Here is a 21,524-nt window from a genome sequence, read left to right as displayed (position 1 = left end):
CGAAAGCGGGCAGCCCCGCAACTGTTCCATAGCCGGTACCAGAGGGCGCGACAGAAGGGCGCTTGCCACCGCCGCGATCCGCGACGAACCTGCCGCCGCACGTTAAAGCCGCTTCCAGAGCCTAGGCTGCCATGGCGACCGACAGATTGAAACGTATGCTCGAGCCGGCAGCGGTCGCGGTGCTGGCGCCACCCGGTGCTGCGACGACGCCTCTGCTAGCCAGTATCGCGGCCGGCGGCTATGCCGGCCGCCGCTTTGCGCTCGGCGGTGCCGCGGCTGAGGGTTTCGAGCAGGTCTCCGGCATCGAGGCGCTGCCGGAAGCGGTCGATCTCGTGATCGTCCCGGCTTCGGCTGCAATCGAGGCAGCCGCGGCTGCGGGCCGCCGCGGCTGCGCGGGCGTGCTGGTCGTCGATGGCGACAAGGCGCAGGCCGCCCCGCTCGGGGAGGCGGCGCGTCAGGCCGGCATCCGGCTGATCGGGCCCGATTCGATCGGCCTCGTCGCCCCGCGCCTGCGCCTCAATGCGAGCTTCGCGCCCGTCGTGCCGCGGACCGGCAGTGTCGCCCTCATCGCCCAGTCCAGCTCGATCGCGGCCGGAATCCTGGCCTGGGCGGCGCGTCGCGATGTCGGCTTCTCGGGCGCCGTGACGCTGGGCGAGCAGGCCGATATCGACATCGCCGATTGTCTCGATCATTTCGGCCTGGACGGGCGGACACGTTCGATCCTGCTGGCGCTGGACGAGGTCGAGGATGCCGCGCGCTTCCTGTCTTCGGCCCGCGCGGCGGCGCGCCTCAAGCCGGTGCTCGTGCTGAAACCCTGGCGGGCGGCGACTGGGGCGTCCTCGCTGACGCATGCCGGGCTGATCGTCACCGGCGACCGGGCGCATGACGCTGCCTTCCATCGCGCCGGCCTGCTGCGGGTCAACGATCTCGACGAGCTGTTCGCGGCGGCCGAGACGCTGGGCCGGACGCGCTCGCTGACCGGTGGCAGGCTGGCGATCGTCAGCAACGGCTCGGGGCTGGCGGCGCTGGCTGCCGGGCGCCTGCGCCAGCTCGGCGGAGCGCTGGCGACGCGGGCGGGCGATGGTGCGGCGGCGCTCCCGGACGAAGCCGTGACGGAAGCCGCGACGCCGGCGCAGTACGGCAAGGCCGTGACCAGCCTGCTCGGCGATAACGGCGTCGACGCGGTGCTCGCGGTTCACGCGCCGCATCTGCTGGCCGAGGCGGAGGCCTGTGCCGATGCCGTCATCGACGCTGCGCGCGAGGCCGGCACCTCCAAGCCGGTGCTCGCCGCCTGGATCGGCGGCGGGACGGCGCTGGCCTCCCGCTTCGCCACGGCCGGGCTGCCGTCCTTCGCGACGGGGGCGGAGGCGGTGGTCGGCTTCCAGCACCTGCTGCGCCATGCCCGCCTGCAGTCCGAATTGATGGCGACGCCGCCCTCGGCCGAGGAGATGCCGCAGCCCGACCTCGCGGAGGCGCGCGCCATCGTCGCGAAGGCGCTGGCCGAGGAGCGCGACTGGCTCGACCCCGGCGAGGTCTCGGCCCTGCTCGCGATCTACCGCATCCCGGCGCTGCGGCCCGTCGTGGCTGCCGATGTCGAGGCGGCGCTCGCCTTGGCGCGGCCGCTCCTGGCGGGCGGGCGCCCGGTCGCGCTGAAGATCGTCTCGCCCGACATCGTCCACAAATCCGATGTCGGCGGCGTTGCGCTCGACCTTGCGACCGAAGCGGCCATCCGCGAGGCGGCCGAGCGCATGCTGGCGCGGGTGCGCAGCGAGCGGCCGGAAGCCCGGATCACCGGGCTCGCCGTGCAGCCGATGGCGCAGCGTGCCAAGGCCCGTGAGCTGATCGTCGGCTTCGCGACCGATCCCTGCTTCGGCCCGGTCGTGGTCTTCGGCCGAGGCGGCATCGCCGCCGAACTGATCGACGACAGCCACGCCGCCCTGCCGCCGCTTGATCTCGGCCTCGCGAGCCGGCTGATCGCCCGCACCCGCGTCTCGCGCGTGCTCGCGGCCTATCGAGACGTGCCCGCCGCCAAGCTCGACGCGGTCGCAGCCACCCTGGTCGCGGTCGGCCAGATGGCTGTCGACCTGCCCGAGATCCGCGAACTCGACCTCAACCCGCTGCTGGCCGACGAGACCGGCGTCATGGCCGTCGATGCCCGCATCATGCTGGAGCGCCGGCCGGAGCACCGCCGCCGCCCCGCGATCCGGCCCTATCCCGCGAGCTGGCGCCGGCGCGTCAGCTTGCGCGGCGGGCAGGGCTTCCTGGTCCGGCCGATCCGGCCCGAGGACGAGGGCGCGATCGCCGCCATGCTGCAGAAGGTCACGCCGGAGGATCTGCGCCTGCGCTTCTTCGCGCCGCTGAAGGTGTTCAGCCACGCCTTCCTCGCTCATCTGACGCAGCTCGATTATGCCCGGGCCATGGCCTTCGTCGCCTTCGAGGAGGCGGCCGGCGAGGTGGCGGGCGTCGTCCGCCTGCATGCGGATGCCGCAGGAGAGGAGGCCGAATATGCCATCCTGCTGCGCTCGGACCTGAAGGGTGTCGGGCTCGGCTGGACGCTGATGACGCTGATCATCGAATGGGCGAAGGCGGAGGGGCTGAAGACGATCCGCAGCCAGGTCCTGGCGGAGAACACGCGCATGCTGGCGCTCTGCCGCCAACTGGGCTTCGCGATCGCCAACGATCCGGACGATCCCGCGCTGCGCGTCGTCACCCTGTCGGTGGATTCCGGCGCTGCGAGCCTGCGCCCCTGAGAGCGGGAACGAAGGCGTCTCGAGAACGTTCGACGTGCACCGGCATCTGGCCATAGTTGCATGCTCTGCTGTTGGCTGCTGGCGGGTGCTCCGGAGGGCGGATGATGAACGACAAGGCTCACAGCGAAATCAGGAAGATCGCCTACAGTCTCTGGGTCGAGGATGGACGGCCCGACGGGCAGGACAGGCGACATTGGGACAAGGCCAAGGAGATCTGGGCCTATCAGCATAGCGGCGAGGACGATGCTCCGTCCCAGCCGGGGCGTCAGCCGCAGAAGGCACGGCCGAGCGGCCGCGGCGCGGCTGTAAGGCAACGCGCCTGAGCAGGCGGTAAGTCCTCATAGCGCGCCTGCTCCGTCATGGTCGGGCTTGGCCCGACCATCCACGGCTTCGCTGGCCGAGCGTCGTGTTCAAGACGGGGATGCTCGCCACCCGGGCGAGCATGACGGGCTGACACGCGATGATCGCGCGTCGGTTATTTCGCCAATCCCTCGAAAATTTTGCCGGCCGCCTCGGGCAGCATCCGCCTGATGATCTCGGTCATCGTCACGGCCGTCTGCGGGCGGCGTTCGAGGCAGCGCGAGGTCGGCCCCGCGACCACGATCGAAAGCCGCCGCGGGCCGATCGGCAGCGGCAGGGCCACGCCCGCGAGGTCGGGAATGAACTCCGACGAACTCTGGTGATAGCCGCGCGCGGCGGCGTCGCGCAGATCGGCCTCGATCCGCTCCGCATTCATCGGCGTCGTCGCGGAGAAGGGCTCGAAGCGGATCTTTCGGTAGATCGCCTGGCGCTCCTCCGGCGAATATTGCGCCAGTATCGCCCGCCCGGCCGAGCTTGCATGCACCGGGATGCGTTCGCCGACCTCGGCGAAGTAGCGCACGGAATGGCGTGATTCCGCTACCGCCATGAAGATCGCCGAGGTCCCGGCGAGCGCCCCGACTGCCGTCGTCTCGCCCGTTTCCTCCGCAATCCGCGCGACGAGCGCATGGACAGGCTCGGGCAGGGGCTCGGCATCGGCGACGATGCGCGCCAGCGTCAGCCAGCGCGGGCTCGGATAGTAGCCGCCGCGGCTGCGCGGCTCGTAGAGCCAGCCCTTCTCCGCGATCGTCCCGACCAGGTTGAAGGTGCTCGAGCGCGGCCAGCCGAGATCGTCGGAAATCTCCGCCATCGTCGCCGGACGCTTCCGCCGCGCGAAATACTCCATCAGTTCGAGAACATTGGCAGCCTGCCTGACCAGCATGTCGATGTCGTCTTTCGCCTCTCCGGCAATCCCTGCCGATCCGTCCGCCGCTAGCCCAACCCCAAGCACGCGCCCGAGGCAAGCCGGGAGCCGGGTGCGGGGCTGTTCGATAAGCCCGAGATCCACTCCCTACTTGACATATAATTCACGGTCACGTTTTCTAAATTCACAAACAAGAATTGCTGCTCAGGCAAAAGCCGACATGCAGCGACATATCGGCCGCGCGAAAGCGGCCTCGGGAGGAAGACATGACGGCACGGATTTACGCGACGCGTTGCGCGCTTGCGCTTTCGACCTGCCTTGCGGCGGCCTCCGCCCAGGCGCAGCAGATCCCGGTGAAGCTCGGCGTCCTCGCCGACATGTCCGGCATCTTCTCGGATATCGGCGGGCCGGGCGCGACCGAGGCCACGAAGATGGCGGTCGAGGATTTCATGAAGCGGCCGGGCTCGGAGCGCTTCAAGATCGAGGTCGTCTCCGCGGACGCCCAGAACAAGCCCGACATCTCCAGCGCCATCGCGCGCAAATGGTTCGATACCGAAGGCGTGGATGCTCTCGTCGACCTGCCGACCAGCGCCATCTCGCTGGCGATCGCGCCGATCGCCCAGGAAAAGAACAAGGTCGCGCTGTTCACGGCCTCCGGTACCTCGGACCTGACCGGCAAGGCCTGCACGCCGAACTCGGTGCACTGGACCTATGACACCTGGGCTCTGTCGCACGGCACCGCCGACGCGATCACCAAGGGCGGCGGAAAGTCCTGGTACTTCCTCACCGTCGACTTCGCGCTCGGCCATTCGCTGGAGCGCGATGCGAGCGCGGTGGTCAAGGCCAATGGCGGCAGCGTCCTCGGCGCAGTCCGGCACCCGACCGATTCGAAGGACTTCTCCTCCTATCTGCTGCAGGCGCAGTCCTCGAAGGCGAACGTGATCGCGTTGGCGAATGCCGGCGGCGACACCATCAACGCGATCAAGCAGGCGGCCGAGTTCGGCATCGTGCAGGGCGGGCAGAAGCTCGCCGGCATGCTGCTCTTCATCTCGGACATCCATTCGCTCGGCCTGCAGACCGCGCAGGGCCTTCAGCTGACCACGGCCTTCTACTGGGACCTCAACGACAAGACCCGCGCCTTCGGCGAGCGCTTCGCCGCCCGCAGCAACGGCCGTTTCCCCTCGATGAACCAGGCCGGCGCCTACTCGGCGACGCTGGCCTATCTCGACGCCGTCGCCAAGGTCGGCTCCGCCAAGGATGGCGCGGCGGTCGTCAAGGCGATGCGCGACGCCGGCACCTTCGACGACCCGCTCTTCGGCAAGACCTCGATGCGCGAGGATGGCCGCGTTCTGCACGACATGATGCTGGTCGAGGTCAAGAAGCCCTCCGAGTCGAAGAAGCCCTTCGACTACTACAAGGTGCTGGCCACCATCCCCGCCGAGCGCGCCTTCCGCCCGCTGCAGGACGGTAACTGCCCACTCGTGAAGTGAGCTCTTCGGCCGCCCGGCTCTCCGGGCGGCCGCCCCATCTTCCACAATCCGTCTGTCGATCCGGAGCCGCCATGACTGCTGCCGTGCAAGCCGTTCAGCTCGCCCGCTACGAGCATCTCTTCATCGGCGGCGAATGGGTCGCGCCGGAGGATGGCGGCTTCATCGAGAGCATCGACCCCTCGACCGGTCGGGTCTGGGCGGTCGCGGCCTATGGCGGGCCGCGCGACATCGACAAGGCGGTCGCGGCGGCGCGGGCCGCGCTCGAAGGGCCGTGGGGCAGGATGCCGGGCCATGAGCGCGCCGCTCTGCTGCGCCGCTTCGCCGATCTCTACCGCGACAATGCCGCCGAACTCGCCATGCTGGAGACCCGCGACAATGGCCGCGCGCTGCGCGAGACGCGCGTCGATGCCGGCGGCCACCATCTCGGCTATCACTGGTGGGCATCGCTGGCCGACAAGGCGTCCGGCCGCACCATCCCATTCGATGACAGCGTCCACGCCTTCACCACCCGCGTGCCGGTCGGCGTCGTCGGCGCGATCACGCCCTGGAATGTGCCGCTGATGGCTGCGGCCTGGAAGCTCGGCCCGGCACTCGCGGCTGGCTGCACCGTCGTGCTGAAGCCGGCCGAGCAGACGCCGGTGACCTCGCTGGCGCTGGGGCGCCTGTTCGAGCAGGCCGGTTTCCCGCCCGGAGTCGTCAACATCGTGCCCGGCTACGGCAGGGACGGCGCCGGCGAGCGCCTGACCGCCCATCCCGATGTCGACAAGATCACCTTCACCGGCGAGGGCGCGACCGCCAAGGCGATCCTGCGTGTCGGCGCCGACACAATGAAGCGCTTCACCTTCGAGCTCGGCGGCAAGTCGCCCCACATCATCTTCGCCGATGCCGATGTCGAGCAGGCGCTGAACGCCGCGACCAACTCGGCCTGGACGCTCTGCGGCCAGAGCTGTGCGCTCGGTTCCCGCGTGCTGGTGCAGCGCCCGATCTATGACCGCGTCGTCGAGGCCTTCCGCGCCCGCGCCGCAAAAGTCCGCGTCGGCCCGCCGCTCGACGAGGCCAACCATATGGGCCCGCAGGCCCATGCCGAGCAGCTCGCCAAGACGCTCTCCTATATCGAGCTCGGCCGGCAGGCCGGCGCCGAGCTCGTCGCTGGCGGCAAGCGGCTCAGCGGCGGCATCCATGGCGAGGGCTATTTCGTCGAGCCGACGGTCTTCGCCAATGTCGCCAACGACATGCGCATCGCCCGCGAGGAGATCTTCGGTCCCGTCGCGGCGCTGATCCCCTTCGACGACGAGGAGGAGGCGATCGGCCTCGCCAATGACAGTGCCTATGGCCTGACCGCGGGACTCTGGACCAGCGATGTCGGCCGCGCGCACCGCGTCTCCAGCCGCATCAAGGCCGGCATGGTCTGGGTCAACACCTATCGCTTCATCCGCTGGTCGACGCCCTATGGCGGCTTCAAGGGCAGCGGCTGGGGCCGCGAGAACGGCGTCGAGGCGCTCGACGCTTATCTCGAGACGCGCACCACGGTGATCAGCACCACCGGGCGCTTCCCCGACGCCTATGCCAGCTGACGACCAAGCGGCCCGAAAACAAGCAGAGAGAAGAACCATGCGTCTCGCCAACAAGCTCGCCATCGTCACTGCCGCAGCCTCCGGCATGGGCCTGGCCGGCGTCGAACTCTTCCTGCGCGAAGGCGCGAAGGTCGCCGCGATCGACATCAACGAGGAGGCCCTGGCCGCGCTCAAGGGCGTGGCCAGGGCCAGGGGCCACGACCTCGTCACGATCCAGGCCGATCTCTCGCAGCCCGACCAGATGCGCAGCTCGATCAACGAGGCGGCCGCGGCGCTGGGCGGCCTCGACATCCTCTGGGCCCATGCCGGGATTCCAGGCCCCGGCGGCATCGAGAACCTCGACCTCGCAGCTTATGACCGGGCGATCGCGCTCAACGTGACCTCGGCAGCGCTGGCCGCGGGCGAGGCGATCAAGCACATGCGCAAGCGCGGCAGCGGCTCGATCGTCTTCACCGCCTCGATCTCCGGCCTCGTCGGTTCGATGTTCTCACCAATCTATTCAGCCGCAAAGTTCGCGGTGGTCGGCCTGACCAAGTCGCTGGCGCAGACTTTTGCGCCGGACAATGTCCGCGTGAACGTGGTCTGCCCCGGCCTCGCCGACACGCCGATGAAGATCGGCTTTACCGGCCGCTCCGGCGACCCCACGGAAGCCGAAGCGAACCAGGCCCGCCTGCTCGCCTCGGTGCCGATGGGCCGCCTCTGCAAGGCGGAGGAGGCGGCCCATGCCGTGCTCTGGCTGGCCTCGGACGATGCCTCCTTCGTGACCGGTGTAGCGCTGCCGGTGGATGGCGGCTTTACTGCCCGCTGAGGCAAACGAGTCGAGGGGCATCATGGCGGGACCGCTGCAGGGCGTCAGGATCGTCGATCTGACCACGGTCATCGCCGGCCCCTATGCGACGCAGACGCTCGGCGACATGGGCGCCGAGGTCCTGAAGGTCGAGCCGCCGGGCGGCGACATCATGCGCGCGCCCGGCCCCGCCCGCTCGCCCGGCATGGGCGCGGCCTTTCTCAACTGCAACCGCAACAAGCAAAGCCTGGCGCTCGACCTCCGGCAGGACGCGGGCCGCGCACGGCTGCTGGAGCTGATCGACGGCGCTGACGTCTTCATCCACAACATGCGGATGGAGGCGGCGCAGCGCGCCGGCCTCGGCGCGGAGGCGCTGCTCGCGCGCAATCCGCGGCTGATCCATTGCTCGATCGTCGGCTTCGGCCAGGACGGGCCCTATCGCGACCGGCCGGCCTATGACGACGTGATCCAGGCCGCGTCCGGCTGGGCCGGGCTGGAGCAGGGGGCCGGCGGCGAGCCGCGCTATGCGCCCACCATCGTCGCCGACAAGACGACGGCGCTGTTCGCCGTCGGCGCGATCAACGCCGCGCTCTACCATCGTTCCGTTTCCGGCGAGGGGCAGGCGGTCGAGGTGCCGATGTTCGAGGCGATGGTGTCGTTCCTTGCGGTCGAGCATCTGGCCGGGAAGAGCTTCGTGCCGCCACTCGGGCCGACCGGCTATACGCGCGTGCTCTCGCCGCATCGCAAACCCTATCGCACGGCCGACGGCTTCGTCGCCGTGATGCCCTATACCGGGGCACATTGGCGCTCCTTCTTCCGGGCAGCCGGACGGGACGACTGGGCCGAGGAGCCGGCGCTCGGCGTCGACGCCGAACGGGCCGCCATGGTGGGCGAGCTCTACGAGCGGCTCGCCACCTGCCTCGTGGCGCGTCCGAGCGCCGAATGGCTCGCCATCCTCGCCGAGGCCGACATTCCCTGCTCGCCGGTCAACAGGATGGATGACTTGATCGAGGATCCGCATCTGAAGGCGGTCGGTTTCTTCGAGGCGATCGATCACCCGAGCGAAGGACCGATGCTCGCCATGCGCTCGCCGCTGCGCTTCTCGAAGACGCCTTGCGAAACCCGCAATCTGGCGCCGTCGAAGCCGAGGGCCTAGTGCAGGTCCGGTTCCGCCTCAGGGCGCCTGCGCGGGCGGCGGGGCTTGCCGGTCCTTGCTGCGCCCCACCGCGGCGGTGACGGCCGAGACGCATTGCGCCTGCCCGTCGGCTGCTGCCAGCGCCCGGCCGAGATAGCGCACCGGGAAGAGCATGGCGTCGCGGTGGCTGTCGCCTAGCTGGTCGCGCCGCTGCTTGTCGTCAGTGATCGCGGTCTCGGCGCGGGAGAGCATCTCCTGGACGGCCTCCGGCGTCAGCACGCCGGCCTTGACCAACTGGCTGGTCAGCTCGGAGACGAGCGCCAGAAGGCCCTCGATCTGCAGATTGGCGGGATGCATCGGCAGGCACCTCCATTGTCTGGAAAGGCTCCAGACTTTGCCATTGATACCCCGGAACGCGACGGATGTTGAGAGCTGCAGACCGGAAAACTGCTCAGGTCGCGTCCAATGTGCGCCGACCTAGATGACCGAATAGAGTGTCGTCGCCTGCCGGTACTGGCCTCGGCCGGCGCGCTTGGCCTCGTAGAGCGCGGCGTCCGCCTGGTCGAACAGTGCCTTCGCCAGGTCGGGGGCGGCCGAGCCGCAGCCATCGCTCGTCGCGACGCCGACGCTGGTGCCGATCCGCACCGGCTGCCCCATGACCTCGAAGGGGGCGCTGATCGCGGAGACCGCGCGCGCCGCGACCGAATCCGCGAAGCCCGGGCCGGCTTTGCCCCGGATCAGGACGATGAACTCGTCGCCGCCGACGCGGCCCACCACGTCCTCCGAGCGCATCAGGGCGCCGAGCCGCTTGCCGACCTGTCGCAGCAGCTCGTCGCCGGCAGCGTGGCCGAGCCTGTCGTTGACCTGCTTGAAGCCATCGAGATCGAGCATCAGAAGCGCCAGCGGCTCGCCGCTCTGGCAAGCCTCGGCCAGCAGCCGGTCGACGCCGCGCCGGTTGAGCAGGCCGGTCAGCGCGTCCTGCCGTGAGGCGAGGTCGAGCTCGCGCCGCGCGATGATCAGCTCCTCGAACTGGCCGATCATGAAGTCCGAGCTTTCATAGATCGAGATCAAATAGACCAGCAGCAGGATGCTGAGCGCCTGGTAGAGCGGGTCGCCGGACAAAAGGAAGGCTGCCGCGAGCGTGCCGATGGCGACCGTCGAGAGCGTCGCGCAGATCCAGAAGCGCAGGGTCCTGAGATAGGATCCTGCGGTCAGGGCCATCACCAGCCCGATGCTGAGCACATGGCCGCCCTGATCGTCCTCGCCGCTCTGGTCGTCCGTGCGGAAGGTCGCGACCACCAGCACGGCGATAACCAGTGTGAAGGCGAAGGCGGAATAGGCATAGCCCTTCTCCCAGCGCCTTGCCTCGGTGAGGGTGAGCGCGACGCGCTGGTCGCGGCGCATGAAGCCGACGATGTTGGCCAGCCGCCAGCCGGAGGTGGCGACACCGGCCGCCGCCAGCCAGGCATAGATCGCCTCGCCCGTCTGCGCTGCCATCATCGCCGAACCGATGATGAGGCCGAGTGCGATGCAGATGATCTGGGGGGCGGCACCGAAGAGGCGCGAAATGATCTCGATTTCGACGGCCGGCGGCAGCGTTGTCGCCCGTCGCTTTTGTCCGAGAAAGGTGACCATTCCACCTAGGCTAGCGAGGGGGCGATAAGGTGGCTCTAAGCCAGTTGTTAAAATTTGAATGGGTTGGCGGAGAATCGGCGTGGTCGAGGTCATCCGCGACTGTTTCAGCCGTCAGGCGACCAGCCGCTGCGCGAAGCGCTCGCCGAAATCCCTGGCCGCATCGGCGTCGGGCAGGCTGACGCGGATGCGGCCGTCCCTCGGCTCCATGGAAATCCGGGCGCGATGCGACATTTCGCGGGCGATCAGCCACAGCCCGATGGCGAAAAGGCTCTCGTTCACGCAGCGGGGATCGAGCGGCAGGTCGACCTTGAACGGCGCCTCTGACCGAGCGCTGCCGATATCTGCTCCTCTGTATCGTTCCATGTTCCTGGTCCGCTTCTTGGCCGCCCCCGCGCCTGATCTCCCTGTTCGGCTCCGCGCTGATGCAGCTTGTTGCGGAACCATTGCCTGAACCTGACCCCGCAGCGTGACAGGAGCGCGACGCCGTTGGTGCTCATCCGTGGCGGAGACCGTCACTATGGGCCGCTCGGATGGCGGCTCGCTTCACGTTGCTGTGAGGCGCCCTGACGCAGGGGCGGGGCGATACCCTCGCCAATGTGGCCATAACAGGCCGAGAAACCGAGAAGAATTGCTTTTTTCCACCCGGCAATTCGTTGCTCCGTCAACGATCACGCCGCGTGAGTGTCCGCGTATCGGACGTTGGCGGATCGCTCCGGCTGAGTTTCAATTGATTCCAATCAAAAACAACCGGTGCGCCGCGCGGCGCGCCGGATCTCCGGCGAGGCGCGTTGGCGCTCTCGCCGATCTTTTTAAACCGAACCGGGAGGTTTACGGTGGCGAAGCTCAATGTGAACGGCAAGGCGCTCGACGTCGAGGCGGATGGCGACACGCCGCTGCTCTGGGTCATCCGCGAACAGATCGGCCTGACGGGTACAAAATATGGCTGCGGCGTCGCGCAATGCGGAGCCTGCACGGTCCATATCGACGGCGTCGCGACCCGCTCCTGCGTCCTGCCGCTCAGCGCGGTCACCGAAGACCAGAAGATCGTCACGATCGAGGGGCTGTCGCCCGATGGTTCGCATCCCGTCCAGCAGGCCTGGATCAAGCATGACGTGCCGCAATGCGGCTTCTGCCAGAGCGGCATGATCATGGCGACGGCGGCGCTGCTGCAGGCCAATCCGAAGGCGACCGAGGCCGACATCGCCGCCGAGATCACCAATATCTGTCGCTGCGGCACCTATGCGCGGGTCAAGACCGCGATCCTCGACGTCGTCGCCGGCGGCACGCTCGGCCGCGGCTGAGCGGCTGCCTGTTCCGCACTTCCTGCGTGAGGTCGAGCGCGGCCGGGCCCAGGGCCCCGCGCATCCCTCGCGTCCATGCAGATCCGGAGGACGACAATGACATCCACCTCGACCGCCTCTTCCAGAACCAACCTGTCCCGCCGCAGCCTGCTCGCCGGTTCTGCCGCCGCTGCGGGGGCTTTCAGCTTCGGCTTTGCCATTCCCTTCTCGGGCGAGGCGCTGGCGCAGGGAGCCGTGCCCGAGATCAACGCCTGGGTGGTGATCCATCCGGACGACAAGGTGGTGATCCGCATCGCCCGCTCGGAGATGGGGCAGGGCACGCTCACCGGCCTCGCCCAGCTCGTCGCCGAGGAACTCGAATGCGACTGGGCTCGAGTCACGACCGAATACCCGACGCCGGGCCAGAACGTCGCCCGCAACCGGATCTGGGGCAATTTCTCGACGGGCGGCAGCCGCGGCATCCGCGAATCGCATGACTATGTCCGCAAGGGCGGCGCCGCAGCCCGGATGATGCTGGTCCAGGCTGCCGCGAACGAGTGGAAGGTGCCGGCGGCCGAATGCGGCGCGCAGAAGGGCGTGATCAGCCACAAGGCCTCGGGACGCTCACTGCGCTATGGGCAGGTCGCGGCAGCCGCCGCGAAGCTCGAGGCGCCGAAGGAGGTGCCGCTCAAGGACCCGAAGGACTGGACAGTCGTCGGCAAGCCGCTGCCGCGGCTCGACACGGCAGACAAGACCAACGGCAAGAAGATCTACGGTATGGATCTGACGATGCCGGGCATGCTCAATGCCGCGATCAAGGATTGCCCGGTCTTCGGCGGCAAGGTGAAGAGCTTCGACGCCGCCGCGATCAAGGCCATGCCCGGCGTCAGGCATGTGCTGCCGGTCGGCGACAGCGCCGTCACCGTCGTCGCCGACAACTGGTGGCAGGCCAAGACCGCGCTCGACGCGCTGCCGATCGTCTGGGACGAGGGCGAGCACGCCAAGGTTTCGAGCGAAAGCATAGCCGCCTGGCTGAAGGAGGGGCTCGATGCATCCAACGCCGTGGTCGGCAACCAGAACGGCGACGTGAAGGCGGCGATCGCCGGTGCCGCCCGCACGGTCGAGGCCGTCTACAGCTACCCCTACCAGAACCATGCCTGCATGGAGACGATGAACGCGACGGCGGTCTGGACGCCGGAGAAATGCGAGGTCTGGACGCCGACGCAGAACGGCGAGGCGGCGCTCGCCGCCACGGCCGAGGCCTCGGGCCTGCCGATCGCCAAATGCGAGGCCTACAAGATCGACCTCGGCGGCGGCTTCGGCCGGCGCGGCGCGGTGCATGACTGGGTCCGGCAGGTCGTCGCCATCGCCAGGCAGATCCCCGGAACGCCGGTGAAGCTGATCTGGTCGCGCGAGGAGGACATGCTGCATGGCCGCTTCCACCCGGTAACCCAATGCAAGATGACCGGCGCGCTCGACAAGGACGGCAACCTGACCGGCCTGCACATGCGCATCTCCGGCCAGTCGATCGTCGCCGGCATTTTCCCGCAGAACATCCAGAACGGGCGCGACCCGGTCGTCTTCCAGGGCCTCAACCCGCCCGGGCCGGAGGCCTCGATCGGCTATTCGGTGCCCAACCTGCTGATCGACCACGCCATGCGCAACCCGCATGTGCCGCCGGGCTTCTGGCGCGGCGTCAACCTGAACCAGAACGCGATCTATCTGGAATCCTTCATGGACGAACTGGCCCATGCCGCCGGCAAGGACCCGCTCGAATTCCGCCGCGCCCTGATGAAGGACCACCCCAAGCACCTCGCCGTGCTCAACGCGGCGGCCGAGAGGGCCGGCTGGGGCAAGCCGCTCCCGGACGGCGTCTTCCGCGGCATCTGCCAGACCATGGGCTTCGGCTCCTATGTCGCGGCGGTCGCTGAGGTCTCGGTCAGTCCGGAGGGGCAGCTCAAGATCCGCCGCATCGTCGCGGCCACCGATCCGGGCTATGCGGTCAACCCGGCGCAGATCGAGCGGCAGGTCGAGGGCTCCTTCGTCTACGGGCTTTCGGCCTCGCTCTATGGCGAGATCACCGTCAAGGACGGCCGCGTCGAGCAGGAGAATTTCGACACCTATGAGGTGATGCGGCTGGAGGCGATGCCCGCTGTCGAGACGGTGATCGTGCCGTCCGGCGGCTTCTGGGGCGGCGTCGGCGAGCCGACGATCGCGGTCGCCGCGCCGGCCGTGCTCAACGCGATCTTCGCCGCGACCGGCAAGCGCATCCGCAGCCTGCCGCTCAAGAACGCCGACCTGAAGAAGGCGTGAGGCGGGCGAAATGCTTCCGGCGCTCCTGCTGGTCGGCGCGGTGCTGGCCGCCGCCGGGGCTCCGGCTGCCGTCGCACTCGAGCCATACACGGTCGTCGGTGACGCGATCCCGGGTCCGCTAGGCGGCCTTGCCGGTGATCCGGCGCGCGGCGAGGGGCTGCTGCGCGACCGCGAGCGCGGCAACTGCCTGATCTGCCACAACGGCGCGGATCCGTCCGAGCCGTTCCAGGGCACGATCGGCCCGCCGCTCGCCGGCGTGGGCGCACGACTCGATGCCGGCCAGATTCGCCTGCGGCTGGTCGATGCCTCGCTGCTCAATCCGCAGACGGTGATGCCGCCCTATTTCAGGACGGAAAATCTGCATGATGTGGCCCCTGCCTATCGGGGCAAGCCGGCCCTTTCGGCCCAGGAGATCGAGGATGTCGTCAGCTATCTCGCCTCGCTCAGGACGCCGTGACCAGGGCCCCGACCGGCGGTGCCTCGTCACAGGGGCCGCGGTGGGGCTCGTGGCGGCGGCGCTGCCGCGCCTTGCCGCAGCGGAGGTCGCGCCCGACCTCGCGGAACTGGTCGCCCGCGTCACGGAAGGCGCCGCGCCCGAACGCGGCCGCATCACGCTCGACATTCCGCCTCTCGTGGAGAACGGCAATTCTGTCGATACCCGCATCCGCGTCGAAAGCCCGATGACCGAGGCCGATCATGTCCGCTGGATTCACCTGATCGCCGAGAAGAACCCGTTTCCCGACATGGCGCGCTTTATCTTGAGCCCGCGTGCCGGTCGCGCCGAGGTCGCGACGACCCTGCGGCTGGCGCAGTCGCAGAAGGTCGCGGCGGTGGCTGCGCTGAGCGATGGCCGCTTCGTCATGGCGGATGCGAATGTCGTCGTGACGCTCAGCGCCTGCATCGACGGAGGCTGAGGAGACCATGTCCTTCAACGCCCGCATCACCATGCCGGCCGAGGCCCGCGCCGGCGAGATCGTCGAGATCAAGGTCCTGACCCGCCACCCGATGGATCGCGGCGGCCAGTCCGACGGCAAGGGCGGCACCGTGCCGCGCAAGATCCTGAACCGGCTGACAGTGACCTATGCCGGGGAGCCGGTCTTTCGCTTCGACATGCATACCGGCGTCTCCGCCAACCCCTTCGTCTCCTTCACGACGAAGGCCGTCGCAACCGGCGACCTGCTCTTCGAATGGCGCGAGGATGGCGGCGCGACCTTCACCCGGACCGCCAGGCTTACCGTGACGTGAGAGCCATGGGCCGTGCCAGCCGAGGCAGGGCGCCGGCGGCCGGGCTGGTCCTGGTTGCCATCCTGCTTGCGCCCGTGCAGGCAGAGATCAAATCCGGCACGGAATTCCTATCCCCCGAATTGCAGCGCCAGCAGGCGGACGAGGCCCGCAATCCGGCCTTCTTCTGGGTCGAGCAGGGCCGCGAGCTGTTCAGCCGCAAGCCTACTCCCGACGCGCAAGCCTGCATCACCTGCCATGCCGAGCCGCAGCAGAGCCTGCGCGGCACCGCCACCCGCTATCCGCAGGTCGATGCGGCCTCGGGCAGGCTGCTCAATCTCGAAGGACGCATCGAGCAGTGCCGTGTCGAGCGCCAGGGGCAGCCGCCCTTCGGCTACGAGACGCCGGAACTCCTGTCTCTTACCGCTTATGTCGCCTCCCTTTCGCGCGGCCTGCCGCTCGATGTCAGGACCGACGGCCCGGCAAAACCATTCTACGAGGCTGGCAAGACGCTGTTCGAGCGCCGTCAGGGCCAGCTCAACCTCTCCTGCACGCAGTGCCATGACGGGCTCGTCGGCCAGAAGCTGCGCGGTGACACTATCTCCCAAGGTGTCGGCACCGCATTTCCGGCCTATCGCCTCGAATGGAACGATGTCGGCTCGCTGCACCGGCGCCTGCGGGCCTGCTCGCTCGGCGTGCGCGCGACCCAGTTCGACTATGGCGCACCGGAGTATCTGGCGCTGGAGCTCTATCTCGCCGCAAGAGCCAAGGGACTTCCCGTCGAAACGCCGGGAATTCGGCGATGACGACGCGAACGGGCGATAGCCTGCGGCGTGCAGCCCTGGTGCTGGCCGGCGCGCTCGCGGCGCAGGGCAGCGCCGCCGCTGCGGACGCCGCGCTCGGCGAGTATCTCGCGGCGGAATGCGCCAGTTGCCATCAGAGCAGCGGGCGGCAGCAGGGCGGCATCCCGGCGATTATCGGCATCCCCCCCGACCAGTTCGTCGCGCTGATGCAGGCCTACAGGCAAGGCCAGCGCGAAAACCGGGTGATGCAGACGATCGCCGCGGGCCTGTCCGCCGAGGAAATCGCGGCGCTGGCGGCGTATTATGGCGGTCTCAGGCAGGCCGAATGAGCGTTCGCGACGGCGCCGGGCCGCGCTGATGCGAGACTAGGGACAGAACGGGAGGGAGCCATGCAGATCGATCGTCGAGGCCTCGTCGCCTCCGGGCTTGCCGCCGCAGCAGCGCTCGGCCTGCCTGCGCCGGCCGTGCTCGGACAGGCAAGGCCGCGTGTCGTGGTGGTCGGCGGCGGGGCCGGCGGTGCCACCGCCGCCCGCTACATTGCCAGGGACAGCCAGGGGGCGATTGCCGTCACGCTGGTCGAGGAGAACGAGACCTACCAGAGCTGCTTCCACTCGAACCTCTATATCGGGGGCTTCAAGGGCTATGACGAGATCGTCCACCGCTACGATGCGCTGGCGGCAAATTACGGCGAGGCGCTGACGCTGGCGCGCGCCCGGGCGACCGCGATCGACCGCGACCGCAGGGAGGTACTGCTCTCCACCGGCCAGCGCCTGCCTTATGACCGGCTCGTCCTCTCCCCCGGCATCGACCTGAAATACGATTCCGTCCCCGGCTGGTCGAAGGAGAGCGAGGAGGCGATGCCGCATGGCTGGAAGCCGGGGCGCCAGACGCAGTTGGTCCGCGAGCGGCTCGAGCAGGTGCCGGATGGCGGCATCATCGTCATGATCGCACCGCCGAACCCCTATCGCTGCCCGCCCGGGCCCTATGAACGGGCCTCGATGTTCGCCCATGTGCTGAAGCAGGCCGGCAAGGCGAAGGCGAAGATCGTCATCCTCGACCCCAAGGAGAGCTTCTCCAAGCAGGCCGCCTTCCAGGCCGACTGGGAGAAGCGCTATGGCGGCATGATCGAATGGCTCGGTCCCAAGGTGCATGACGGCGTCAAATCCGTCGATCCTGGCACGAACAGCGTCGAGACCGGCTTCGAGACCTATCGCGACTGCGCCTTCGTCAACGTCATCCCGGCGCAGATGGCCGGAGAAATCGCCCGCAGCGCGGGCCTGGCACCCCCCGGCGGTTACTGCACCATCGACCCGGCGACGATGAAATCGGCCTCCGACCCGAACGTCTTCGTGCTGGGCGATGCCTGCATCGCCGGCGACATGCCGAAATCCGCCTTCTCCGCCAACAGCCAGGCCAAGGTAGCGGCCATGGTCATCCGCCACGAGCTGACCGGCAGCCGGGCCTTCCCGGCGCGTTACGTCAACACCTGCTGGAGCCTGATCGATACCGACGACGCGATCAAGGTGGGTGGCCGCTACGAGCCTAAGGACGGACGGATCGCGGCTACCGAGACCTTCGTCTCTGCCCCGGGCGAGAGTGAGGAACTCCGCCGCCAGACCCAGGCCGAGAACATGAGCTGGTATGGCGCGATCACGGCCGACATGTTTTCCTGACGGCATGCCTCGTGCCGGCGGGGAAGTTCGGACGATCGAGAAAAAATCGGGACACAAGGTGCGTTTTTGGGATACTGCGCACTCCCCTGACAGGGAACGGGCCGACATAACGGCGAGATTGCGGGATGCCGGAACCGGCATCGCCGCTCCTGCGCGGGAAGCGGTGAGATGCGGATCTTTCTCAAGAAGGCCCTGAAACGCGCGGCGATCGCCGTCGCGATCGTTGCCGTCTCACTGCTGGGTTTCCGCATCTATGCGACCCAGCGCGGCGCGCCACTCGAGCCCTGGCATACCTATATCCCCCGCGAGCTCTCGATTGCCGAGCTCGATCGGTCCGGCTGGCAGGATTATCTCACGGCCGAGGGCGAGGCCTTCGCCGAGGTCCGAGCCGAGGTGACGCAGAAGCTCGAGCCGGAGGAGCGGGTTTCGTTCAACCGCTATTTCGACGACAGCCCGATCTATCCCGGACGCTTCGCGCAGGACTGGAACCGCTCCTATGTGCTGCAGCCGGAGGGGCCGCCGAAGGGAGCGGCCGTCTTCCTGCACGGGCTGACGGATTCCCCCTACAGCCTGCGCCACATCGCCCGGCAATATCGCGAGCGCGGCTTTGTCGCGGTGGCGATCAGGCTGCCCGGCCATGGCACCGTGCCGGCCGGCCTGACCGAGGTCGAATGGGAAGACTGGCTCGCCGCGACGCGGCTTGCCGTACGCGAGGCGCGCCGCCTGTCGGGCGCGTCGGTGCCCTTGCATCTGGTCGGTTTCTCGAATGGTGGCGCGCTCGCGCTGATGTACGCGCTCGAAGCCCTCGACGATGCGAAGCTGGCGCGGCCGGACCGGCTCGTGCTGATCTCGCCGATGGTCGGCATCACCTCTTTCGCGCGCTTCGCCGGCCTCGCCGCCTTGCCGGCGATCCTGCCTGCCTTCGCCAAGGCGGCCTGGCTCAGCGTGCTGCCCGAGTTCAACCCGTTCAAATACAACTCGTTTCCGGTGAACGGCGCGCGGCAATCCCATCTCCTGACCGCAGCCCTGCAGCAGAAAATCCTGCGGCAGTCGCGCGAAGGCCGCCTCAAGGACATCGCGCCGCTGATCACCTTCCAGTCGGTGATGGACTTCACGGTCAGCACCCGCGCGATCCTCTCCTCGCTCTATGCCCATCTGCCGGCCAATGGCAGCGAGCTCGTGCTGTTCGATCTCAACCGCAGCGCCAAGTTCGGGCCGCTGCTGAACAGCTCGGCCGACACCTTGCTGACGCGGATGCTGCCGCCGGCGCCGCGCAATTTCCGCCTGTCCGTCATCACCAATTCAGGCCCGGATTCGAGCGATGTTGTCGAGCGGGTGACGGAGGCCGGCGCGACCGAGGAGAGCGAGCGGGCGCTCGGCCTGACCTATCCGCGCGACGTCTTCTCGCTCTCGCATGTCGCGCTGCCGTTTCCGCTGACGGACGGGCTCTACGGCATGACGCCCGATCCGAAGGACGATTTCGGCATCGCGCTCGGCTCGGTCGCGGCGCGCGGCGAGCGCGGCACGCTGATCGTCAATCTCGACGCGCTGCTGCGCATGTCCTCGAACCCGTTCTACCCCTATCTGCAGGAGCGCATCGACGAGCGGCTCGGCCCGCGGGCGAGCGCGGCGGCAGTGGAGAAGAAGCCGGAGTAGCGCACGCCTTTCCCCTTAGCCCTCACCCTGAGGAGCGGCCGTAGGCCGCGTCTCGAAGGATGGTCCAGCGGTCACTGGAGCCTCCTGAAAGCATCCTTCGAGACGCCGCTCGCGGCTCCTCAGGATGAGGGCTCATTGGGTTTCCGCGCGTTCAGAACCGCCACACCAGCGGCACATAAAATACCGCCATCACGAAGAACCAGATCATCAGCGGCAGGCCGAGCTTCCAGTAATCGCCAAAGGCGTAGCCGCCCGGGCCCATCACCATCAGATTGGTCGAGGTCGCGATCGGCGTCATGAAGGAGGCGGCGCCGGCGATGCACAGGCTCATCAGGATCGGCCGGGGCGAGACGCCCATGCTGGTCGCGGCCGCCATCGCGATCGGGATCACCAGCATCGTCGTCGCGGTGTTGCTCATGATCTGGCCGAGGCAGGCGGTCAGCAGAAAGAGCCCGGCGAGGAAGACGATCGGCCCCCCGCCGCCCGTCAACGCCACGAGATGGCTGGCGACGAGGTCGGCCGCGCCGGACTGCACCATCGCGACCGAGAGCGGCATCATCGCGCCGATCAGGATGATCGTGGTCCAATGGATGGCGCGATAGGCTTCCTCGACCGAGAGGATGCCGGCGCCGATCAGCCCCAGCGCGCAGATGAGCGCCGCCACCGCCGGCGGCACGATGCCGGTCGCGAGCAGCACGACGAGCGCCGACAGGGCAGCTATCGCGACGCCCGCACCGGCGCCCATCGGCACCGCCTGGCGGCGGACGAGGTCGGGCGAGTTGACGACGAGGACATCCGGATCCGCGAGCCGGAGGTCGAGCGCCTTCCAGCTTCCCTTCACCAGGATGGTGTCGCCCGCCTGAAGGGCGGGGCTGCCCGGGTCGAGATCGAGCCCGCCGCGCTGGACCGCGAGCACGATGAGATCGCCGCTCTCCGTCGTCATGCCGGGATGCAGGGCCTGCCCGATCAGGCCGGAGCGCGGCGGGATGACCACCTCGGCCAGCCCGGTCCGCTCGTTCAGCAGGGCTCCGGCCGCGTCGCCGGTTGCGTCGGCTGTCTCGTCCCGGGGCGCAAGATGCTGCTCGGCGCAGAGGCGGGCGACGGCGTCCCCCTCACCCCTGACCAGGAGATAGTCGCCTTCGCGGATCGCGGCGGCGCCGAGCGGCCTGCTTGAGGCGCCCGCGAGGGCGGAGACGAGCTCGACGCTGCCATGGCGCCGCAGGTCCAGTTCCGCCGCCGGAAGGCCAATGGAGGGTGAACTCGCCCGCACGCGCAGATGGAAGAAGCCGTCGGTCAGCCCGTAATGCTCGACCAGCGTCTGGGCGTGCCGGCTGAAATCGGCCGGGAGCCGCGCACGGCTCTGTTCCGGCAGCAGCCGCCGGCCCAGCAGCAGGATGATCAGCATCGTCCCGGCGAGCAGCGGCACGCCGACGAGGGCGAACTCGGCGAAGCCGAAGCCGGGCAGCCCGCTATCCTCCAGCGCCTCCGAGACGAGGATGTTCTTCGGCGCGCCGGTGAGCAGGATATTGGCTCCGGCATGGGCGGCGAAGGCGAGCGGCATCAGGAGCTGCGCAGGCGACTGGCGCAGCCGGATCGCCGCCATGACGACGACCGGCATCAGCGCCGCGACTGCGCCGCCGCCGCTGATCAGCGCCGTCAGGCAGCCGGAAGCCGCCATGATGATCACCAGCAGGCGCGAGCGGCTCTCGCCGGCCCGGGAGATCAGGAGTTGCCCCGCCCAGGCGGTGACGCCGGTCTTCTCCAGCGCCGCGCTGACGATGAAGAGGCTCGCGACGAAGAGCACCGCCCGGTCGCCGAAGCCGGCCAGCGCCTGCTCGATCGTGACCACTTCCAGCGCCCAGAGCGACAGCGCAGCCCCGATCGCGACCACGACCACCGGGAGCCGGTTCCAGGCGAAGAGCGCGACCGTAACGGCGACAACGAGGGCGGTGCTTTCGATGGCGGTCACGTCAGGTCTTGTCCGT

At 68.6% G+C, this 21,524-nt stretch carries 20 protein-coding genes; 15 read left to right on the top strand and 5 right to left on the bottom strand.

Annotated features, from left to right (window positions below; genetic code table 11):
• Positions 1-131: 131 nt before the first annotated feature.
• A complete protein-coding gene (locus ASE63_RS26230; protein ID WP_056808614.1) occupies positions 132-2,750 on the top strand; it encodes a GNAT family N-acetyltransferase in 2,619 nt (872 codons plus the stop codon).
• Between the two features lie 104 nt (positions 2,751-2,854).
• Entirely contained in the window at positions 2,855-3,073 is a 219-nt protein-coding gene (locus ASE63_RS26225; RefSeq protein WP_162261837.1) for a DUF2934 domain-containing protein, read from the top strand.
• Positions 3,074-3,225: 152 nt separating this feature from the next.
• Here ASE63_RS26225 and ASE63_RS26220 read toward each other — a convergent pair whose 3' ends face one another.
• Complete coding sequence (locus tag ASE63_RS26220; RefSeq protein ID WP_056808610.1) at positions 3,226-3,990, bottom strand: IclR family transcriptional regulator; 765 nt, start codon at positions 3,988-3,990, stop codon at positions 3,226-3,228.
• Positions 3,991-4,238: 248 nt separating this feature from the next.
• On the opposite strand from ASE63_RS26220, the gene ASE63_RS26215 reads away from it, so the two are divergent.
• From ASE63_RS26215 to ASE63_RS26200, 4 genes are all read left to right on the top strand, one after another.
• Positions 4,239-5,462: an ABC transporter substrate-binding protein gene (locus tag ASE63_RS26215; protein WP_056808608.1), complete on the top strand. Its 1,224-nt coding sequence runs from the start codon at positions 4,239-4,241 to the stop codon at positions 5,460-5,462.
• A 71-nt stretch (positions 5,463-5,533) separates the two neighbouring features.
• A complete protein-coding gene (locus ASE63_RS26210) occupies positions 5,534-7,036 on the top strand; it encodes an aldehyde dehydrogenase (protein WP_056808606.1) in 1,503 nt (500 codons plus the stop codon).
• Between the two features lie 37 nt (positions 7,037-7,073).
• Positions 7,074-7,844 (top strand): SDR family NAD(P)-dependent oxidoreductase, encoded by a 771-nt coding sequence (locus tag ASE63_RS26205; RefSeq protein ID WP_056808604.1) that lies wholly within the window; start codon positions 7,074-7,076, stop codon positions 7,842-7,844.
• 22 nt (positions 7,845-7,866) lie between these two features.
• Positions 7,867-8,979: a CoA transferase gene (locus ASE63_RS26200; protein ID WP_056808602.1), complete on the top strand. Its 1,113-nt coding sequence runs from the start codon at positions 7,867-7,869 to the stop codon at positions 8,977-8,979.
• An 18-nt stretch (positions 8,980-8,997) separates the two neighbouring features.
• On the opposite strand, the gene ASE63_RS26195 is transcribed toward ASE63_RS26200, so the two are convergent.
• The 3 genes from ASE63_RS26195 to ASE63_RS26185 all read right to left on the bottom strand — a co-directional run bounded on the left by ASE63_RS26195 (position 8,998) and on the right by ASE63_RS26185 (position 10,956).
• On the bottom strand, positions 8,998-9,315 hold the full coding sequence (locus ASE63_RS26195) for a hypothetical protein (RefSeq protein ID WP_056808600.1): 318 nt from the start codon (positions 9,313-9,315) through the stop codon (positions 8,998-9,000).
• Between the two features lie 120 nt (positions 9,316-9,435).
• Complete coding sequence (locus tag ASE63_RS26190; protein WP_056808597.1) at positions 9,436-10,593, bottom strand: GGDEF domain-containing protein; 1,158 nt, start codon at positions 10,591-10,593, stop codon at positions 9,436-9,438.
• 111 nt (positions 10,594-10,704) lie between these two features.
• Positions 10,705-10,956, bottom strand: a complete 252-nt coding sequence (locus ASE63_RS26185) for a hypothetical protein (protein ID WP_056808596.1) — start codon at positions 10,954-10,956, stop codon at positions 10,705-10,707.
• A gap of 470 nt (positions 10,957-11,426) precedes the next feature.
• On the opposite strand from ASE63_RS26185, the gene ASE63_RS26180 reads away from it, so the two are divergent.
• The 9 genes from ASE63_RS26180 (at position 11,427) to ASE63_RS26140 (ending at position 19,539) form a co-directional block, all read left to right on the top strand.
• On the top strand, positions 11,427-11,894 hold the full coding sequence (locus ASE63_RS26180) for a (2Fe-2S)-binding protein (RefSeq protein ID WP_056808594.1): 468 nt from the start codon (positions 11,427-11,429) through the stop codon (positions 11,892-11,894).
• A 96-nt stretch (positions 11,895-11,990) separates the two neighbouring features.
• Entirely contained in the window at positions 11,991-14,186 is a 2,196-nt protein-coding gene (locus ASE63_RS26175; protein ID WP_056808592.1) for a molybdopterin cofactor-binding domain-containing protein, read from the top strand.
• Between the two features lie 10 nt (positions 14,187-14,196).
• Positions 14,197-14,643 carry a sulfur oxidation c-type cytochrome SoxX gene (gene soxX / locus ASE63_RS26170; protein WP_082610316.1) on the top strand — a complete coding sequence of 149 codons (447 nt, stop codon included), beginning with the start codon at positions 14,197-14,199 and terminating at the stop codon, positions 14,641-14,643.
• Positions 14,606-15,100, top strand: coding sequence for a thiosulfate oxidation carrier protein SoxY (locus ASE63_RS26165; protein WP_056808590.1), 495 nt, complete (start codon positions 14,606-14,608; stop codon positions 15,098-15,100). The genes soxX and ASE63_RS26165 overlap by 38 nt, the downstream gene beginning before the upstream one ends.
• A 7-nt stretch (positions 15,101-15,107) precedes the next feature.
• Positions 15,108-15,431, top strand: coding sequence for a thiosulfate oxidation carrier complex protein SoxZ (soxZ, locus tag ASE63_RS26160; protein WP_056808589.1), 324 nt, complete (start codon positions 15,108-15,110; stop codon positions 15,429-15,431).
• A gap of 5 nt (positions 15,432-15,436) precedes the next feature.
• Positions 15,437-16,213, top strand: coding sequence for a sulfur oxidation c-type cytochrome SoxA (gene soxA, locus ASE63_RS26155; RefSeq protein ID WP_056808587.1), 777 nt, complete (start codon positions 15,437-15,439; stop codon positions 16,211-16,213).
• Positions 16,210-16,539: a c-type cytochrome gene (locus ASE63_RS26150; protein WP_082610315.1), complete on the top strand. Its 330-nt coding sequence runs from the start codon at positions 16,210-16,212 to the stop codon at positions 16,537-16,539. Before soxA ends, ASE63_RS26150 begins: the two co-directional genes overlap by 4 nt.
• Before the next feature lie 60 nt (positions 16,540-16,599).
• Positions 16,600-17,883 carry an NAD(P)/FAD-dependent oxidoreductase gene (locus ASE63_RS26145; RefSeq protein ID WP_056808585.1) on the top strand — a complete coding sequence of 428 codons (1,284 nt, stop codon included), beginning with the start codon at positions 16,600-16,602 and terminating at the stop codon, positions 17,881-17,883.
• A 168-nt stretch (positions 17,884-18,051) separates the two neighbouring features.
• Positions 18,052-19,539: an alpha/beta hydrolase gene (locus ASE63_RS26140; protein ID WP_056808582.1), complete on the top strand. Its 1,488-nt coding sequence runs from the start codon at positions 18,052-18,054 to the stop codon at positions 19,537-19,539.
• A 151-nt stretch (positions 19,540-19,690) separates the two neighbouring features.
• On the opposite strand, the gene ASE63_RS26135 is transcribed toward ASE63_RS26140, so the two are convergent.
• Positions 19,691-21,508 carry an SLC13 family permease gene (locus tag ASE63_RS26135; RefSeq protein ID WP_056808581.1) on the bottom strand — a complete coding sequence of 606 codons (1,818 nt, stop codon included), beginning with the start codon at positions 21,506-21,508 and terminating at the stop codon, positions 19,691-19,693.
• Positions 21,509-21,524 lie beyond the last annotated feature (16 nt).

It is taken from the genome of Allobosea sp. Root381, assembly GCF_001429395.1.
Classification (GTDB): Bacteria; Pseudomonadota; Alphaproteobacteria; order Rhizobiales; family Beijerinckiaceae; genus Allobosea.
Note: the sequence above shows the minus strand (reverse complement) of the source record. Positions and strands in the feature narration are given on the sequence as shown.

Excerpts from the sequence above, each read along its gene's own strand:
- ASE63_RS26220 (WP_056808610.1), bottom strand. The coding sequence starts at position 3,990 with ATGCTGGTCAGGCAGGCTGCCAATGTTCTCGAACTGATGGAGTATTTC.
- ASE63_RS26165 (WP_056808590.1), top strand. The coding sequence starts at position 14,606 with ATGTCGTCAGCTATCTCGCCTCGCTCAGGACGCCGTGACCAGGGCCCC.
- ASE63_RS26190 (WP_056808597.1), bottom strand. The coding sequence starts at position 10,593 with ATGGTCACCTTTCTCGGACAAAAGCGACGGGCGACAACGCTGCCGCCG.
- ASE63_RS26195 (WP_056808600.1), bottom strand. The coding sequence starts at position 9,315 with ATGCATCCCGCCAATCTGCAGATCGAGGGCCTTCTGGCGCTCGTCTCC.
- ASE63_RS26225 (WP_162261837.1), top strand. The coding sequence starts at position 2,855 with ATGAACGACAAGGCTCACAGCGAAATCAGGAAGATCGCCTACAGTCTC.
- soxZ (WP_056808589.1), top strand. The coding sequence starts at position 15,108 with ATGTCCTTCAACGCCCGCATCACCATGCCGGCCGAGGCCCGCGCCGGC.
- soxA (WP_056808587.1), top strand. The coding sequence starts at position 15,437 with ATGGGCCGTGCCAGCCGAGGCAGGGCGCCGGCGGCCGGGCTGGTCCTG.
- ASE63_RS26175 (WP_056808592.1), top strand. The coding sequence starts at position 11,991 with ATGACATCCACCTCGACCGCCTCTTCCAGAACCAACCTGTCCCGCCGC.
- ASE63_RS26185 (WP_056808596.1), bottom strand. The coding sequence starts at position 10,956 with ATGGAACGATACAGAGGAGCAGATATCGGCAGCGCTCGGTCAGAGGCG.
- soxX (WP_082610316.1), top strand. The coding sequence starts at position 14,197 with ATGCTTCCGGCGCTCCTGCTGGTCGGCGCGGTGCTGGCCGCCGCCGGG.
- ASE63_RS26205 (WP_056808604.1), top strand. The coding sequence starts at position 7,074 with ATGCGTCTCGCCAACAAGCTCGCCATCGTCACTGCCGCAGCCTCCGGC.
- ASE63_RS26230 (WP_056808614.1), top strand. The coding sequence starts at position 132 with ATGGCGACCGACAGATTGAAACGTATGCTCGAGCCGGCAGCGGTCGCG.
- ASE63_RS26140 (WP_056808582.1), top strand. The coding sequence starts at position 18,052 with ATGCGGATCTTTCTCAAGAAGGCCCTGAAACGCGCGGCGATCGCCGTC.
- ASE63_RS26210 (WP_056808606.1), top strand. The coding sequence starts at position 5,534 with ATGACTGCTGCCGTGCAAGCCGTTCAGCTCGCCCGCTACGAGCATCTC.
- ASE63_RS26215 (WP_056808608.1), top strand. The coding sequence starts at position 4,239 with ATGACGGCACGGATTTACGCGACGCGTTGCGCGCTTGCGCTTTCGACC.
- ASE63_RS26150 (WP_082610315.1), top strand. The coding sequence starts at position 16,210 with ATGACGACGCGAACGGGCGATAGCCTGCGGCGTGCAGCCCTGGTGCTG.
- ASE63_RS26200 (WP_056808602.1), top strand. The coding sequence starts at position 7,867 with ATGGCGGGACCGCTGCAGGGCGTCAGGATCGTCGATCTGACCACGGTC.
- ASE63_RS26145 (WP_056808585.1), top strand. The coding sequence starts at position 16,600 with ATGCAGATCGATCGTCGAGGCCTCGTCGCCTCCGGGCTTGCCGCCGCA.